Genomic DNA, 16771 nt, shown 5'->3' with positions numbered 1-16771 from the left:
GGCTAAGCGAGTTCGGGGTTGAGGAATAGATAGTCGTAGTGCACCAACGGGCGCTGGTGTTGCTGGCCCAGCCGTTCCAAGGCCTTCTCGGCGCCGTATTCGGCAATGCCGAGGCCCAGGGGCTGGCCCGCCTCGTCGGCTATCTGCACAATGTCGCCTTTCTGAAACGAGCCGTCGATGGCCAGCACACCCACTGGCAGCAAACTCACGGCCCGGCCCGGCGCACTCAGTGCGGCCCGGGCGCCCGCGTTCACCCGCACGGTGGCTTTCACGGCGCCTTGGGCGTGGGCCAGCCACTTCTTTTTACTCGAGGCGGTTTTGCTGGGCCGAAACCAGGTATTCAGCGCCGCGTCGGCCAGCACTTGGGGCAGGATGTCGGTGGTCTTGCCGTTGGCAATGTGCACGCTGATGCCCAGCTTAGCCACTTTGTGCGCCATGTGGCACTTGGTGAGCATGCCGCCGCGCCCAAACTGCGAGCGTTGCGCGGTGATGAAATTATCAAACCCGGTGTCGGTGGGTGCAATTTCGCGAATCAGCTCCGATTCCGGCAGGCGCGGGTCGCCGGTGAAAATGCCGTCGACGTTGGTCAGGATGATGAGGGCATCGGCGTCGAGCTGCGCGGCAATGAGGCTGGCCAGTTCGTCGTTATCGGTGAACATCAGTTCCGTTACGGAAATGACATCGTTCTCATTCACAATGGGAATGACTTGCTGCTGAAGCAATTCCTGAAAGCAGTTTTTCATGTTCAGGTAGTGCTGGCGGTCGCGGAAATCCTCTTTTGTTACCAGTACCTGGGCGCAGAGCAGGCCGTGGCGGCCCAGCAGCTCGGCGTAGGTGCTCAGCAGCTTCACCTGGCCCACGGCAGCCAGCAGCTGGCGGCTGCGCACGGCATCGGCGGGGGAGGGCAGGGTGATGAGGCTGCGCCCGGCCGCCACGGCGCCCGAGGACACCACAATGACTTCCAGCCCCTGGGCTTTCAATTTCACAATCTGGGCCACGAGGTGTTCCATGCGGGCCAAATCGGGCAGGCCATTGTCCTGGGTGAGTACGTTGGAGCCGATTTTGACAACAATCCGGCGATAGGGGAGGGGCATGGCGGGGCGGGCGCAAAAAAGGCGCGGCCAAAGCTAGCCGCGCCCGTTGGAACTTCAGTAACCGGCTGTCATCCTGAGGGCAGCGAAGGACATTATTACCGAAGAACAGCTTGCAGTAATTCAATCAGCCCAGCCGTGATAAGGTCCTTCGCAAGCTCAGGATGACAGATGGTCTCTACACCGGGGCTAGCTCCCGCAATTGCTTGTTGATGAAATCTATTTCCTCAAACGTGAGCTGAAAATCCATGGCGCGGGCATTTTGCACGGCCTGCTCGGGGTTGCGGGCCCCCACCAGTGCCACCGAGATGCCGGGCTGCGCCAGGGTCCAGCGCAGCACGAGCTGGCCGAGGGAAGCGTTTTTGGTTTCGGCCAGCGGACGAATTTTGTTCAGCACATCGTTCACGCGCTTCACGTTTTCGGGGGTGAAGAGGCGGTGGCCGCGGCGCAGGTCGCCTTCGGCAAACTCCTGCCCGGGCTTCACCTTGCCGGTGAGCAAGCCCAGTTGCAGCGGGCTGTACACCAGAATAGCCTTGTGGTTTTCGATGCAATACGGCACTACGTCCTTTTCAATGTCGCGGCGCACCATGCTGTAAGGCACTTGGTTCGAGGCCAGCTTCACGGTCTTTTCGGCTTCCTGCATCTGGGCCACCGAGTAGTTGCTCACGCCGGCGGCGCGCACTTTGCCCTGCTCAATGAGGCGGGCCACGGCTTCCATCGTCTCGTCGATGGGCGTGGTCACATCGGGCCAGTGCTGCTGGTAGAGGTCGATGTAGTCGGTGCCGAGGCGGCGCAGGCTGTTTTCGCACTCCTTGATGATGCTGTCGCGGCCGGCGTACTTGTACACGTCGAGGTCGTGGCCGTCGTTGTCCTTGGTTTTCATGGCGAAATCGCCCTTGGCCAGGTCCCAACGCATGCCGAATTTGGTCAGAATCTGCACCTTGTCGCGCGGCAAGCCTTTGATGGCTTCGCCTACGATTTCCTCACTGAAGCCCATGCCGTACACCGGTGCGGTGTCGATACTGGTCACGCCCAAATCGTAGCTGGCGCGGATGGCGCCCACGGCGTCGTTCTGTTCGGTGCCGCCCCACATCCAGCCGCCGGCCGCCCAGCTGCCGAAGGTGATGCGCGAAACGCTGACGCCGGAGTTGTCTAATTCTTGAAATTCCATTTGAGGAGTAGTAGTCAGTTGATGGGATAGGCCCACGTTGGAGCCGGGCTTGTTAACCGAGGTTTGAGAATTAAGGTTGTGGCAGGCCAAGCGTTTGAGGAAAAACGTTGGCTGTCCGGCTGAGCGGTAGACCGTCATGCTGAGGCAATAGCCCGTCATGCTGAGCGCAGCCGAAGCATCTCTCCCGCGCAACGCAAATCAGCCGAATGAATTTACTACTGCAGTAGAGATGCTTCGGCTGCGCTCAGCATGACGTTCTATTTATTTGCCTCCGAAACTTTTCGCCCCATCAGGCTCTTGTAGCTCCTTCCATTGCTCTCAAAATTCCCAACGATATGAAAGTTGAAATCTGGTCCGACGTTGTTTGTCCATTTTGCTACATCGGCAAGCGCAAATTCGAGAATGCCCTGAAAGACTTTGCGCACCGCGACGAAGTGGAAGTGGTGTGGCACAGCTTTGAGCTAACGCCCGACTTCCAGCCCATTCCCGGCGAGAATATTCACGAGTCGTTGGCCAAGAAAAAAGGCGTTTCGGCTGCTGAAGGCCGCCGCATGAACGACTACATGGCCAACGCTGCCCAAGAAGTGGGCCTCAATTATCAGTTCGATAAAGCCATTCCGGCCAACACCTTCCTGGCCCACCAGCTCATCCACCTCGGTGCCCACCACGGCAAGCAGGATGCCACCAAGGAGCGCCTGTTTGCCGCTTATTATACCGAAGGCCAGAACATCGGCGACCTCGACACCTTGGTGAAGCTGGGCACCGAAGTAGGCCTCGACGCCACAGAAACCCGCGAAGCCCTCACGGCCGGCACCTATGCCGAAGCCGTGCGCCTCGATGAGTACCACGCCCAGCAAATCAACGTGCGCGGCGTGCCCTTCTTCGTATTCGAAGACAAGTACGCCGTGTCCGGCGCCCAGCCCAGCGAGCTGTTTGCCGAAGTGCTGGAGAAGGTGTACGAGGAATTTAAGCCCGCCACGCCCGCGCTGGTTTCACTAGCCGATGGCCCCGCCTGCGGTCCGGAAGGCTGCGATTAAGCTAGCGTTTCTGCCAACCATTTGAACGTCCTGCTGAGCGCAGTCGAAGCGTCTCTACCGCAAGAGTAAATAATTACTTATTGCGGTAGAGATGCTTCGACTGCGCTCAGCAGGACGTTCTTTTTGTGCGCTTTGCAAAGCTGTTCAGGCCCTCCGCATGGGGATGTGCGGGATGCCATCTTCCAAGTACATGGGGCCGCATTGCTCGTAGCCGAAGCTGTTGTAAAATGCTTCTAAATGCTGCTGAGCGCCGATTTTGTTGGGTTGTGGGCCAAACAAAGCATCGGAATGCAGCAACGCCTGGCGCATCAGCTCCCGGCCCAGGCCGAAGCTGCGGTAAGGGCGCGCCACAATGACGCGGCCAATGCTGGCTTCCTCGTAGCTCTTGCCCGCATCAAACAGCCGGGCATAGGCGGCCAGCTCGCCGGCCTCGTTGTAGCCCAGCAGGTGGTAGGCGTCGAGGTCCTGGCGGTCGATGTCCTGGAAAACGCAGTTTTGCTCTACCACAAACACCTCGGAACGGAGGCGCAACACGTCGTAGAGGATGAGGGGCGGAAACGATTCAAAGGCGATGCAGTGCCAGCGGATGGTCATGGGGGTTAGTCTTTGGGCATTTTAGCAACTTCGGGCAGCGTCACCACGCGGTATGGAATGCCCAGAGCGGCGGCATTCTGTTCCACGGTGGTGGTGAAACCGGCCTGGCGCCGGCGCTCGTTCACGCCCGCCGGGTCTTTGATGGGCCAAATGAACGGCGGCTGGCCTTCGCGGCGGCCGGTGGCGCGGTTGGTGCTGCTGTAGCTCATGCCCTGTGTGCCGTAGAGCTGCGGCTTGCCGTCGCGCATGAGCTGGCGGTCCAGCATCTGGGCATAAAGCCGAAAGGGCAATTCGCCGCGGCTGGCGGCTTTTTTGATGATGGGCAGGTACTGCTTAATGGCGTCGGAGTGTTGGATAACGTTCCACACGGCCTCGTTCGTGGGCTCGCCCACCAAGGTTTTGCCAGGGTAGCCGTACTGCTTCACAATGGCCCGCACACGCACCAAATTGGCCGAATCGGTTTTCATCATTTGGCCAATGACGTAGGACTGGAGCTTGTCTTTGGGCACGCCCAGTGCCGTGGCCAGCGAGTCGGCCCGGCGGCTGATGCGGCGGTCAAACAGCATGCTGCGCCAGCGCTGGTCCACGGCGTAAAGGCTGTCCAGCTCGTGCTTGAGGCGCGGGTTGAGCGTGGTTTGAGCAGCGGCCAGCTGCGGCAATAACGCGAGGAGCAGAAGAAGCAGAAGTTTCATAGCAAAGGCAGTCAGGTAGTATCGAACGTTATGCAGAGCGCAGCGAAGCATCTTTACCGCTCAATGCAATTATTTACGACTGCGGTAAAGATGCTTCGCTGCGCTCTGCATGACGTTCAAACACGACGGTTAGCCATTCTCCAACGACGAGCCGCAAATATGCGCTGCTACGCCGTCACGGCTTCTTCGCTGCCCAGCTCGCTCAGCACGCGCTTGGCTTGCTGAATAGACCGTACTTCCTCAAACGTCACAATCAGCTGCGCCTTGTGCTCCTTCAGCTTGGCCGTGCGCGGGTGCGTCTGCACGTAGTTGAGGATGGTGCCGAACTGCTCGCCCTGGAAGTAAGCCTTGTGGTCGTCGTCGGCGGGCAGGTAGCCTTTCAGCGTGTCGCGCTTGAGCGTGATTTTGTGGAAGCCCACCTTGCAGGCCTGCCAGCGCAGCCGCACGATGTCGGCCAGCTGCTCCACCTCCGGCGGCATGGGCCCAAATCGGTCGACCATGCTGGCCAGCAGCTTGCGCAGTTCTTCCGGCTTCTGGGCCCGGTCGAGCTTGGCGTAGAGCTGCAGGCGCTCCGACACGTTGCTCACGTACTTTTCGGGAATGAGCACCTGCTGGTCCGTCTCCACGTTGCACTCCTGCACGCGGCCGGCGCCGGCTGCCGCTTGCAGGCGTTGCTGCGAGTTGGCATCGCCCAGAAACAGGTCGCGGAATTCGGTTTCCTTCAATTCCTGCACCGCCTCGTCCAGAATCTGGTGGTAGGTTTCGTAGCCCAAATCATTGATAAATCCCGACTGTTCGCCACCGAGCAAGTTGCCCGCGCCGCGAATATCCAGGTCGCGCATGGCCACGTTGAAGCCCGCCCCAAGGTCCGAAAACTCTTCCAGCGTGCTCAGGCGCTTGCGCGCATCGGCTGGCAGTTGGGCTACCGGCGGCGTGAGCAAGTAGCAGTAGGCCTTGCGGTTGGAGCGGCCCACGCGGCCGCGCATCTGGTGCAGGTCGGAGAGGCCGGCCAGGTGGGCGCGATTGATGATGATGGTGTTGGCATTGGGAATGTCGAGGCCGCTTTCGATGATGTTGGTGCTCACCAACACATCGTATTCGCCCTCCACGAATTTCATCATGCGCTTTTCCAGCATCTCGCCGTCCATCTGCCCGTGGGCGAAGGTGATTTTGGCATCCGGTACCAGCCGCAAAATGGTGGCCGCCATTTCTTCAATGTCCTTCACGCGGTTGTGCACGAAAAACACCTGCCCGCCGCGCTTCAGCTCGCGCGATACGGCGTCGCGAATCAGCAACTCGTCATACACGTGCAGCTCGGTGGTCACGGGCTGGCGGTTGGGCGGCGGCGTGGCAATCACGCTCAAATCGCGGGCGCCCATTAGCGAGAAGTGCAGCGTGCGCGGAATCGGCGTGGCCGAGAGCGTGAGCGTGTCCACGTTCACCTTCAACTCCTTAAGCTTGTCCTTGGTCTTGACGCCGAATTTCTGCTCCTCGTCAATAATCAGGATGCCCAGGTCCTTAAATTTAATGTCCTTATTGGTAAGGCGATGCGTGCCAATCAGGATATCGGTTTTGCCTTCCGCCACGCGCTGCAGCGTCTCCTTAATCTGCTTGGTCGACTTAAAGCGGTTGATGTATTCCACCGTCACGGGCAGCGTGGCCAGCCGGTCGCGGAAGGTTTTGTAGTGCTGCATCGCCAGGATGGTGGTGGGCACCAGCACCGCGGCCTGCTTGCCATCGGCCACCGCCTTGAAGGCGGCCCGAATGGCCACTTCCGTTTTGCCAAAACCCACGTCGCCGCACACCAGCCGGTCCATGGGGTGGGGCTGTTGCATATCGTTTTTCACGTCCTCGGTGGCCTTGGCCTGGTCAGGCGTGTCCTCGTAAATGAAGCTTGATTCCAGCTCGGCCTGCATGAAGCCGTCGGGCGAGAAGGCGAAGCCGGGCGCAGTCTTGCGCTTGGCATACAAGCGAATCAGGTCGGCCGCAATGTCCTTTACCTTCTTCTTCACCGACTTCTTCTTGTTCTCCCATTCCGGCGAGCCCAACTTGCTCATCGTGGGCGGCGAGCCCTCGGCGCCGCTGTACTTGGCAATCTTGTGCAGCGAGTGAATGCTTACCGTCAGCAAATCATCGTCGCGATAAACGAGCCGAATGGCTTCCTGAATTTGCCCGTTGATTTCCACCTGCGTCAGCCCCGCAAAACGGGCAATGCCGTAATCCTGGTGCGTCACGTAATCGCCGGGCTGCAGCGTTTTCAATTCGCGCAAAGTCAGCGCTTTTTTCTTTGAAAATTTGCGCGTTTCCTGGGCCCGGTAATAGCGTTCAAATAATTGGTGGTCGGTGTAAACCGCTAGCTCAAGTTGTTCATCCACATAGCCTTCGCGTAGCGCCATCAGCAAGTGCTGGAATTGCACGTTGTTGTCTAATTCGTCGAATATGGTCCGCAGGCGGTCGGCCTGGCGCACGGTATCGGCGGTAATAATGGTGGTGAAATTGCGCTGCTGATTTTCCTTGATATTTTTCACCATCCGCTCGAATTCCTTGTTAAAACTCGGCTGCGGCTTGGCGGTAAACTGGAACGTGTCGGCGTTTTTGAAATGAAACCGCTTGCCGAATTCTACCACGGCAAATTCATCGAGCAGTTTCTTGAAATTCTTGCCCGATTCAAATAAATCGGCGGGCTTGCTCACTATTTGCATGCCGCCGGCTTCGCTCAGCATCTGCTGAAAATTCGCCTCGGCTTTCTCAAATAACTCGCTCACCACGTCCAGCGTCTGGCGCACGTCTTTCACCCAAATACAGGCCGTGCGGGGCAAAAAATCGAAGAAAGCCTCCCGCGTTTCGGTCAGCATCTTGGTCTGCACGTTCGGGATAATGCTGATGCTCGTGCGCGCCTCCACCGACAATTGCGTCTCCGGATTAAACGTGCGAATACTTTCAATTTCATCGCCGAATAATTCGAGGCGAAACGGCAATTCATTCGCATAGCTGAATACGTCGACAATGCCGCCGCGCACCGCGTATTGGCCCGCTTCGTACACAAAATCGGTTTTCTCAAAATCGTATTCGCCCAGCATTTCCCCCAGGAAATTCACGTCCAGCTTGTCGCCCACCTTCGCGTTGAAGGTGTTTTTTACCAAGCTCTGCCGGTTAATGACCTTCTCCGTTAGCGCCTCCGGGTACGTCACAATAAACACGCTGTTGCCGGTGCTGGCCGCCCGCGTGGTGTTGATGCGGTTCAGGGCCTCGGCGCGCATCAGCACGTTGGCGTTTTCTGTTTCATCGAACTGGTACGGCCGCTTGTAGGAGCTGGGAAACAGCAGCGGCTCGGGGCCCTCGGGCAGCAAATGCTGCAGGTCGGCCAGGAAATAGGCCGCCTCGTCCTTGTCGTGCATGATGAACACATGCGGGTGTTGGCCGTGGGCCACGGCGGCGGCCACCACGGCATCCTGGCTGCCCACAAGGCCGCGCAGGTGCAGCCGCACGCTGCTGGGGTCGGGCTTGGCGGCGCCGCGCAGGCGGGCGGCCAGCACTTGCAGCTCGGGCGATAGACGATAGAGGCGAAGAAAGTCAGCTACTTGCACAAGGAATCAGGCTAGAGGGGGCAAATGAACTAGCCCGGCCAGATGAAAATCCGGTCGGGCAGCGGGGTAAATACACTGGAGCGGGGGCTAAGGTTTCTTTTGTTGCCGGTGAGCCACTAGGTCGTAAGAACGCGCCATGGCGCGTTCAATCGTTGAATTACGCCAAGCGGCGCCAACTTGCAGCCGATTCTGTCACTGCACTTCCCGCTGAACGCGCTGTGGCGCGTTCCTACGTATCCATTTCGGTTCTTCTATGCGCGGCTCTTCTCATTTGGCCATCGGCCTCATCACCGGCGTAGCCATTGCCGGGCTGGTGCCGGGCCTGCCGTTTTCGGTGCCCGGCATTGCCCTGGCCGGCTTCTCCAGCCTCGCCCCCGACCTCGACCACCCCGAAAGCCGCCTGAGCAAGCGCCTCGGCTTTACGCAGAACTACGTGCGCTGGGCCTTTGCCGCCGGTGCGCTGGCCATTGCGGCCTATGCCTACCTGCAATTGGGGCCGGGCTCCGAGCAGCGGCTCTACTACACGGTGGCGCTGGCGTTTGGGCTCATTGGGGTGGGCATGCAGGGCGGCTCGGCCCGGCGGCTGGCGCTGCTGTTCACGGGCTTGGGCACGGTGGTGGCCGGCCTCTACACCGAACAATTGTGGCTGAGTTTGCTGGGAACGTTTGTGGCGCTGGCGCCCTTCACCGCGCACCGTTCCTGGACGCACACCATCTGGGCTACTGCGCTCTGGACTTACATTGGCCACTTGGCCGACCAGCACCTCGGCTGGCACGGCGTGGCGCTGTTTGCGGGCGGGGGCTACGCCTCTCATCTCGTGGCCGATACCCTCACCAAAGCGGGCGTACGGTGGTTTTTGCCCGTTTCGGACTACTCCTTTAAAATCCCGCTCATCAGCACTGGCTCGGCCTCCGGCAACATGCTAGAGGTCGGGATTTGCATTGGCTACGCGCTGCTGGTGCTGGGTTTGGTAGTAGGCCGAATGGGATTTTAGAGAGGTGCCGGGGTTGGTGTACCGTAGCGCGAACTTTGTCGTTCGCGTCCCCGCGCCGCCAGCTCGTTCTGGCACGCGAACGACAACGTTCGCGCTACTGACCGCACGTACACTGACTTCGAAACGGCTGTAACCGGCTTGGCATCTCCATATAGAGGGGGCATTGTGGCGGCTAGGCACTGCAACAGCCAACTAGCCTGCAGCGTCTTAGTTGCATAAGTCGAAACAGAACATTAGCTTCGCAGCAGATATGCCGGTGATTAGGGCCGTACTGTATTGATTCGTGTTATTATTCTGCGTTTTCAATTTTTCTTGCCGCCCGGCAATCCATTAGCCAATTAATTTAGATTCTACGCGGAACCGGTCCTCAATTAGCTAGGGGATACCGCTCACCATAGCTTTGTCCAGACTGCCATTCCTTCGCCCAGGCGCATTGTGCCTTCGGCTTTTGGCATTTCTACCCATCCGTACTCTTCATCCCACCTAAACCTTTTTTAACTTACTTAACACCATTACCATGAACCAGATGAACAGCCCTTTAATTCGGGTTGGTGTCTTTTATGACGGCAACTATTTTTTAAAAATCAGTGACTATTATTATTTCCAACACGAGCGCAAGGCCCGGATTAGTCTGGAAGGATTACACGAATATATTCGCCACCAAGTAGCCGAAGAAGAGGATGTTGACGTGCGGCTGGCACAGATTACGGATGCCCACTTTTTCCGCGGCCGTCTTTCGGCTACCGAAGCCCGCGACAAAGACCGGTTGTTCCACGACCGCCTGCTCGACGATATTTTGATGAACCTGGGCGTGCAAACGCACTACATGGCCCTCAAAACCCGCGATGGCCGCCTGCAGGAAAAAGGCATCGACGTGTGGCTGAGCCTGGAAGCCCTGGAACTGGCCCTGCACAAAACCCTCGACGTGGTCGTGCTCATCGCCGGCGACAGCGACTACGTGCCGCTCATCCGCAAGCTCAACACCGTGGGCACCCGCGTGATGCTGCTGAACTGGGATTTCAAGTACGAGGATTTCAAAGGTGAAACCCGCGTCACACGGGCCTCGCAGCAACTGCTGGAGCAGGTAACCTACCCAGTAGCCATGCACGAGGTAATTGACCGGGGCCTGCAGCAGCAGGACGAAGTGGTCGAAGCCATGTTCGTGAACCAGTCGGAGCCGGCTGCTTTCGCGCCCAGCACCGCTGCCGCGCCCAAACTGGCCCGGCCCACCGGCCCCACCGCCGCCGGCCCCGTGGGCACGCTCGGCATGAGCACCATCAAAAACCTGAAAAACGGCTTTGGCTTCGTGGTCATGCCCCCGAACAATCTGTTCTTCAGCTACGCCGACCTGACCGAGGGCGACTTCAACGACCTGCGCGAAGGCGACTGGGTAGAATTTACCGTGGGCCGCAACCACCGCGACGAGGACTGTGCCCGCAACGTGCGCAAAGTGCCCGCCCCACAACTCACCGACGGTGAGGATGAGTACGAGCCCGTGAACGTGCACGTCACCGCCGAGCTGTAGATTAGTTAGCCGGTAAGATGAAGCGTAAAAAGGCCCGTCTGGTAATCCAGACGGGCCTTTTTACGCTTCATCTTACCGGCTAACTCTTTTCTTGCAGCACCAGCTTCGCAAAGTCGCGCTTGGAAGCGGGGTAGCGGTTGAAGGTGCCCAGGCCACGGGCCACAGCCACATCGGCCTTGCCCTCGGCCACCCGGTAGATGACGCAGCTGCTCACCACCAGGGAGTTGCCGGCGTGGTCCACGGTGCCTTTGGCTACCAGTGCGTCGTGTAGGTGCACGGCGTGCAGGTAGTTCATCTTGAACTCAACGGTTGAGACAAATTCCTGGGTGGTGAATGCCAGCGAAAGGGCTGCGGCGCCGAGGGCGGCGTCCATCAGGCCCGCCAGCACTCCGCCGTGGCAGGTGTTGGGGGAGGAGAGGTGTTCGTCGCGCACGGCCATGCGGTATTCCGCCTGTCCGGGCGTGGGCACGCTAAGGGCCATGCCGTTGGCTCGGCCGTAGTGGTTCATCTGGTTGTAAGCGGCCACCATGGCGGCTAAGTGGGCAGGACCTTGGGTGGGATGGTCGGGCATGGGCACGAAATGGAAAGGATGGAAAAAGCGCGCTGGGGCAACGATTAATTGAGTTGCTTGCGCATGAGAAAATGCGGAATCACGCCGAATAGTGTGTGCGAGGGAGCCACCACCGCGTAGCCCAGCCGCTGGTAGAAGCCGACGGCCGTTTCCCGCGAATGCAGCACCATTTCGGTGAGGCCAGCCGCCAGCGCCTGGGCCTCCAAATACGCCATAAGCTGGCGGCCCAGCCCGGTGCCCGTCGCCGTTGGGGCCACGGCCATGAAGCGCACCTGGCCCTGGTGCGCTCCGGTGGGCTGCAACATGCCCACGGCCAGGGCCACCGGGTTCTCTCCCTCCCTGGTGGCCAGGACCAGGGCGTGAATGGTGGTTGCCTCGTCGTCAGCAGGCACGCGCTCCGAACCGGGGGGCTGCTGCCAGGGCCGGCGCAACACGTCGTAGCGCAATTGATAGTAGGCGGCCCACTCGGCCGGGGTGTGGGGCGGACGAATGGCAACGGGCATGGGCATAAGCAAGGGGGTGTGCGCAAGGGCGCAACTCTGGCCGGTTCGGGTTGTTACCTTTACGGCCCGGCTGCGGCCAGATTCTCTTCAAAATTACAACCCACCCTGTTATGGCATCCTTCGACATTGTGAGCAAAGTTGACCCGCAAACCCTGGAAAATGCGGTGAACACGGCCCAAAAAGAACTTCAGACCCGCTACGACCTGCGCGACACCAAGGGCGGCATCGAACTCAATAAAAAAGAAAACACCATCCTGCTGTCCTCCGAAAATTCCATGCGCATCAAGGCGTTAGAAGACATTCTGCTGGGCCGGGTGGTGAAGCAGGGCATCGACGGTACCAGCCTCGACTTCACCGCCGATGAGCAGCCCAGCGGCCAGCTCATCAAGAAAACCATCAAGGTGCGCGCCGGGGTAGACAAAGAGTTTGGGCGCAAAATCATCAAGGCCATCAAGGATTCCAAAGTGAAGGTAGAAGCCCAGATGCAGGACGACCAGGTGCGCGTTACGTCCAAGAAAATTGACGACCTGCAGGCCGCCATTGCCGTGCTGCGTAAGGCCGATATCGGCCTGCCGCTGCAATTTGTGAACATGAAAAGCTAACGCCTGCAGCTCAATGAGGAATGAAGAATGAGGAGTGAGTAATGAAAAGTTGCCGCGCCCGATTCATCAGCTACAATTCCTCATTCCTCATTCCTCATTCTTCATTAAAGACTAGTGTACGATTTTTCGGCCTTTGCCCATGCGGCTACCTGGATAAGCCTACTGACCCTCACGTTCATGGAAATCGTGCTGGGGATTGACAACATCATCTTCATCTCCATTGTCGTCAACCGTCTGGCCAAGGAATCGCAGGCCCGCGGGCGCACCATTGGGCTGCTGCTGGCGCTGGTATTTCGGATTGGGCTGCTGCTGAGCATTTCCTGGATTGTCAGCCTGCGCGCTCCGCTGTTTAACCTGCCCGATTTTCCGTGGCTGGACCAGCCTTTTGGCGTAACCGGCCGCGACCTCATCCTGCTGGCCGGCGGCTTGTTTCTGATGTACAAGAGCACCACCGAAATTCACACCAAGCTCCAGGGCGAGGAAGAAGAGGAAGGCATTGGGAAAGGCAATGCGTCCATGATGAGCGTGATTCTGCAGATTGTGGTCATCGACATCGTCTTTAGCTTCGACTCCATTCTGACGGCCGTGGGGCTGGTGGATAATGTGCTGGTGATGATTGCCGCCGTGATTTGTGCCATGGGCATCATGCTCACTTTCAGCGGGGCGGTGGCCAACTTTGTCAACAACAACCCCACCATCAAGATGCTGGCGTTGTCGTTTCTCATCATGATAGGCTTCATGCTGGTGATGGAAGCCGCGCACAAGGAAGTAGAAAAAGGCTACCTCTACTTTGCCATGGCCTTCTCCCTGATAGTAGAGCTGCTGAATCTGCGCCTGCGCAAAAAAAACAAGCCCGTGCACCTGCGCGATTCGCAGTACGACTAGCCATCCCTTCCCTCGCGGCATCCACAAAAAAGGCTCCTGGCATTGCCAGGAGCCTTTTTTGTGGGCTAAAACGCTTAAGCCGCTGCCACAATGGCCGCAGCTTGGTCCAGGATGCGGCGTTGTGCCAGCTCCCACAAGCGGCGGTTCAGCTCGGAGCGGTGTTGCTGGTAGAAGGCATATTCGGCCAAGGTGAAGACTCCGGTGATTAAGCCGATTAGGGTGTAGCGCAGCTTGGTATTGCGGGCGAGCAGTTCCGTCAGGAGTCGCGTTTGGTCGGCCGGGGCAGCTTTAGCCAGAGGAATGTGGTGGTCCAGCACAAAGTCGCGCACCACGGCTAGCAACAGGTCGTTTTGCAGTTTGAGGGCCGGGCGCAGGGTGGTGTGCAGAAACCCTGCCACGGTGGCCGGCTCAGCGGGTTCTGCGGCTACGCTGGGGCGCAGGGCCAGTAAGTCAGTATCGGGGCGGATGAAGGGCGAAGAAGGCATAGGGATTGAGAAACCAAAGAGTACAGACACCGCGAACCGGCGCTCGTAGCCACAACAAAAAAGGGGGCCCGACGATTGTCGGGCCCCCTTTGGGCGCTGGCAGCCGAAGCTGATTCGCCATTAGTGCTTCACTTGCACCTTGGTGGTGTAGGTGCCTTCGCTGGTGCTCACACGCACGATGTACAGGCCCGATGCCAGGTCGGCGGTGTTGAGCGTGATGCCACGCTGCACTTCCCCCGCCGAAGAAGTAGTGGTAGCCACTACCTGCCCCACGATGTTGACGAGGCTCACCTGCACGGCGGTTTTGCTGGCCAGCTGCGACTGAATGGTGAGCTGGTTCTGAGCCGGGTTGGGGTAAGCATCGACCAAACTGCCCTTGATAACGTTGGCACTCTGCGAGCTCAGCGGCGTCACGGCTGGGTTGAGCAATACCACAGGGCGCGTGCCGCCCGGCATGTCGTAGGCCGCCACAATGCCACTCAGGCCGGGCAAGGTGATGCCGGGGTAAACCGTAGACGTGACGCGGGGGCCCTGGTTGGCGCTATAGCCCATGCCACGGCGGGCAAATACCGTCCAGATAAGCGCCGAATTGGCCCCGCCGTTGAGCAGCGAGTCGGCGCGCAGAATGGCGTTGCGGCCGTCAAGGAAGCCGGGGTTGCAAACCTGCAGCTTGCAGCCTTGCAAGACCAATTTCAGGAACTGGTTGTTGCCGCCGGTCTGGGCGAGGAAGTCAGGGTTGTAGCCGTAGCGGTAGATGAACTGCCAATTCAAATCCCACAGCACCGTGGTCCATACTTCACCGATGGCGTGGGTTTCGCGGTAGTTACCGGTACCGATGACGGCATACGTGTAGTTGTTGATGGTCATGTCGTCGCTATACATCTTGTAGCGAATGCCGGCGCCGGTGCTCGGCTCGCCAATTACATAAGAGCCAACGCCACGGGGCGTGCGGCCCACATCGCCGGTACGGGTCGTCATCCACAGGCCAAAGAAGTCGCTCCAACCCTCACCCATGCACTGATAAGTGTTGGTTCCGTCCGATTGGATAACGCAGTTCGAGTTGGCCGGGCCGCCGGTGAGGCGATTGCTGATGCCGTGGCCGAATTCGTGCGAAACAATGGTGTTATCCATGGCCCCATCATAATCCTGGGCGGCAGCGGTGCAGCCCGTTACGGTGGTGCCTGCCAGCAGGGCCTGCCGGATGCGGGCGCCGTCTACGCCGGTCATGAAGATGGAGGGAATGCGGATACCAACCGTGTCAGCGCCGCCTGTCATGTTCGACAGTACGTTGTTCGTAGCCACCGAGTCAATGATGATGGCCATAATGGCGCCATTCTGCTGGGCGCGCAGCACCTTGCCGGCGAAGGAGCTGGTGGTGCGAACACCGCTGGGCAACTGGGCGCAGCCGCCGCGCATAATCAGCGCGATGTTGCCGTTCACGGCCCGGGCGTTGATGTAGGGCGACACGCAACCGTGCAGGCCGCCGTCGCTCGACACGCCGTCGTTCACCAGCACCACGTTGCCGCAGATGCCCTGTGGATATGCAGCCAGCTGGTGGCCAAACACGGCCGTGCCAACCGAGATAGCGCCGGCCAAAGCCGATGGCGCCGAAATAGTGAAAGTAGGACGTACGGGGTTGTCCCACAAGTACATCTGCATGCGGCCTGATGTGCCATCCGCAGGCGTCGAGAAGTTGGCATTGTTGCGGCCGCTCCCATCTTGTGCTTCCGCACGAACGTAGTCGCCGCCCGCGCCCTGGGTGGTTGCGTTTTTGTACTGGAAGTTGCCGGAAGCCTCGTCAAAACCCTTGCTCGCCATCACATCGTGGAGCATGTTGTTCCAGTAGTACAAGTTAGTGATGGCGGCAGGCTCGCTTACTTTCGGTCCGCTGAGCTGGTTGAAAGGGAAATCGAAGTCAAGCGTGGCAGTACCGTCGGGCGAGTTGGTATTCGACAGGATATTGCCATTGCCGCTCGTGGTGCTCTGGCTGTCGTCGTAAGCAGCCACGTTGTTACCACGGGTGAGATACACGCCAGCTCCAAGCCGAGTGTAGGAACTGGAAAAAATGCTGGTACCGCTAACGGTCGCCCGCGGGTCCGAAACGTGCCAGCCGTAGGGCGAATACGTCGCGTTGGCCCGGCTGAATGGTACCGACACCCGGTTGCCAAAAGTAGGGGCTTCAATGGGCACGGGCAAGACCGTCATGCTGTTGGCAGCGCCCAGGGTGCCGCGGTTGGCAGTCTGGGGCGCAGAGGTGCCCGTTGTAGCCACGTTCGTGCCCAGCGCCTTGGCGGTCAGCTGCTGAAAGGAGATTTCCTCGCTAACTACGTAGTCAAGCTTGCTGACCAACTGCCCGTTATTGGCATCAACGAGTGCCTGCCAATGGTGCTGCTGGTCGAGCTGGGCAATGGTTACTTCCCATACCAGCTTCAATTGGCCCTGCACGGGCACGTACATCAGACGCACCGGGATGTCGTACTCCGAAATACCACCGTTGTTGAAGAGCAAGCCATCGGCTGGGCGGGCTTCGCGCACCAAGGTCAGGCCCACGGGGTGGGGCAGCTTGAGGCCCACGGCCGCCGCGCTCACGGCTTGTGCAGCGGTGAGCGAGGGCGTAGCAGAAGGCGCCCCTTTCGCTGCATCAACCATAAAGTTCTGGTGCATCAGCACCGGCTTGCCCGACAGGTCGGTGTGCAGGTCGGCCACGGCGCCAAACACGTCGAGTCCGTTTACCCGTTGCCGGAGGTAGGAGTGCGTCAGGTTGCTGCTCGCATCAAAATAGGAGCTCGTGATGGACGGACTGGTCACGTCGCCATCGTGCAGGCCCTGCTGCAGGGCCTGGGTCTTAAAATAATCAAGCGCCTGCGCCGAGGGGGCCACCGACTGGGCCATCGCCATGCCAGGTGCCGCGAAAGCCAGGGCTAAAAGCAACCCGCCACGGGTTTTAGTAAAGGGAAATGCCATAAAAAAAGAAAAAGTGAGGAGAGAGATGAGGGAGGGGTGAAGGAAAAACGTTGAGGGTTATACAATTGGA

The 16771-nt window shown here is 59.2% G+C and carries 14 protein-coding genes; 5 read left to right on the top strand and 9 right to left on the bottom strand.

Annotated elements, in window-relative coordinates:
* Window positions 1-2: 2 nt before the first annotated feature.
* Together proB and JKL48_RS00160 are read right to left on the bottom strand one after the other, a co-directional pair.
* Window positions 3-1094, bottom strand: coding sequence for a glutamate 5-kinase (proB, locus tag JKL48_RS00165; RefSeq protein ID WP_201977179.1), 1092 nt, complete (start codon window positions 1092-1094; stop codon window positions 3-5).
* Between the two features lie 175 nt (window positions 1095-1269).
* Window positions 1270-2262 (bottom strand): aldo/keto reductase, encoded by a 993-nt coding sequence (locus JKL48_RS00160; RefSeq protein ID WP_201977178.1) that lies wholly within the window; start codon window positions 2260-2262, stop codon window positions 1270-1272.
* A 335-nt stretch (window positions 2263-2597) separates the two neighbouring features.
* Between JKL48_RS00160 and JKL48_RS00155 the strand changes: the two genes are divergently transcribed.
* Window positions 2598-3299, top strand: coding sequence for a DsbA family oxidoreductase (locus tag JKL48_RS00155; RefSeq protein ID WP_201977177.1), 702 nt, complete (start codon window positions 2598-2600; stop codon window positions 3297-3299).
* Between the two features lie 144 nt (window positions 3300-3443).
* Here JKL48_RS00155 and JKL48_RS00150 read toward each other — a convergent pair whose 3' ends face one another.
* The 3 genes from JKL48_RS00150 to mfd form a co-directional block, all read right to left on the bottom strand.
* Window positions 3444-3893 (bottom strand): GNAT family N-acetyltransferase, encoded by a 450-nt coding sequence (locus JKL48_RS00150; RefSeq protein ID WP_201977175.1) that lies wholly within the window; start codon window positions 3891-3893, stop codon window positions 3444-3446.
* A gap of 5 nt (window positions 3894-3898) precedes the next feature.
* On the bottom strand, window positions 3899-4585 hold the full coding sequence (locus tag JKL48_RS00145; protein WP_201977174.1) for a DUF6624 domain-containing protein: 687 nt from the start codon (window positions 4583-4585) through the stop codon (window positions 3899-3901).
* Window positions 4586-4752: 167 nt separating this feature from the next.
* Window positions 4753-8172: a transcription-repair coupling factor gene (gene mfd / locus JKL48_RS00140; protein WP_201977173.1), complete on the bottom strand. Its 3420-nt coding sequence runs from the start codon at window positions 8170-8172 to the stop codon at window positions 4753-4755.
* A 253-nt stretch (window positions 8173-8425) separates the two neighbouring features.
* On the opposite strand from mfd, the gene JKL48_RS00135 reads away from it, so the two are divergent.
* Window positions 8426-9166 carry a metal-dependent hydrolase gene (locus tag JKL48_RS00135; RefSeq protein WP_201977172.1) on the top strand — a complete coding sequence of 247 codons (741 nt, stop codon included), beginning with the start codon at window positions 8426-8428 and terminating at the stop codon, window positions 9164-9166.
* A gap of 526 nt (window positions 9167-9692) precedes the next feature.
* A complete protein-coding gene (locus JKL48_RS00130; protein ID WP_317191860.1) occupies window positions 9693-10691 on the top strand; it encodes an NYN domain-containing protein in 999 nt (332 codons plus the stop codon).
* Window positions 10692-10770: 79 nt separating this feature from the next.
* Here the strand turns inward: JKL48_RS00130 and JKL48_RS00125 are convergent, their stop codons facing one another.
* Together JKL48_RS00125 and JKL48_RS00120 are read right to left on the bottom strand one after the other, a co-directional pair.
* On the bottom strand, window positions 10771-11262 hold the full coding sequence (locus JKL48_RS00125; protein WP_201977170.1) for a PaaI family thioesterase: 492 nt from the start codon (window positions 11260-11262) through the stop codon (window positions 10771-10773).
* 44 nt (window positions 11263-11306) lie between these two features.
* Window positions 11307-11765 (bottom strand): GNAT family N-acetyltransferase, encoded by a 459-nt coding sequence (locus JKL48_RS00120; protein WP_201977169.1) that lies wholly within the window; start codon window positions 11763-11765, stop codon window positions 11307-11309.
* 110 nt (window positions 11766-11875) lie between these two features.
* On the opposite strand from JKL48_RS00120, the gene JKL48_RS00115 reads away from it, so the two are divergent.
* Window positions 11876-12367, top strand: coding sequence for a YajQ family cyclic di-GMP-binding protein (locus tag JKL48_RS00115; protein ID WP_201977168.1), 492 nt, complete (start codon window positions 11876-11878; stop codon window positions 12365-12367).
* A gap of 114 nt (window positions 12368-12481) precedes the next feature.
* Window positions 12482-13252 carry a TerC family protein gene (locus JKL48_RS00110; RefSeq protein ID WP_317191859.1) on the top strand — a complete coding sequence of 257 codons (771 nt, stop codon included), beginning with the start codon at window positions 12482-12484 and terminating at the stop codon, window positions 13250-13252.
* Between the two features lie 74 nt (window positions 13253-13326).
* Here the strand turns inward: JKL48_RS00110 and JKL48_RS00105 are convergent, their stop codons facing one another.
* Together JKL48_RS00105 and JKL48_RS00100 are read right to left on the bottom strand one after the other, a co-directional pair.
* On the bottom strand, window positions 13327-13737 hold the full coding sequence (locus JKL48_RS00105) for a hypothetical protein (protein WP_201977166.1): 411 nt from the start codon (window positions 13735-13737) through the stop codon (window positions 13327-13329).
* Window positions 13738-13857: 120 nt separating this feature from the next.
* A complete protein-coding gene (locus tag JKL48_RS00100) occupies window positions 13858-16701 on the bottom strand; it encodes a M36 family metallopeptidase (RefSeq protein ID WP_201977165.1) in 2844 nt (947 codons plus the stop codon).
* Between the last annotated feature and the right edge of the window lie 70 nt (window positions 16702-16771).

It is taken from the genome of Hymenobacter rubidus (assembly GCF_016734815.1).
GTDB classification, from domain to species: domain Bacteria; phylum Bacteroidota; class Bacteroidia; order Cytophagales; family Hymenobacteraceae; genus Hymenobacter; species Hymenobacter rubidus.
The sequence above is the reverse complement of the archived record's forward strand: the minus strand, read 5'-3'. Positions and strand labels throughout refer to the sequence as shown.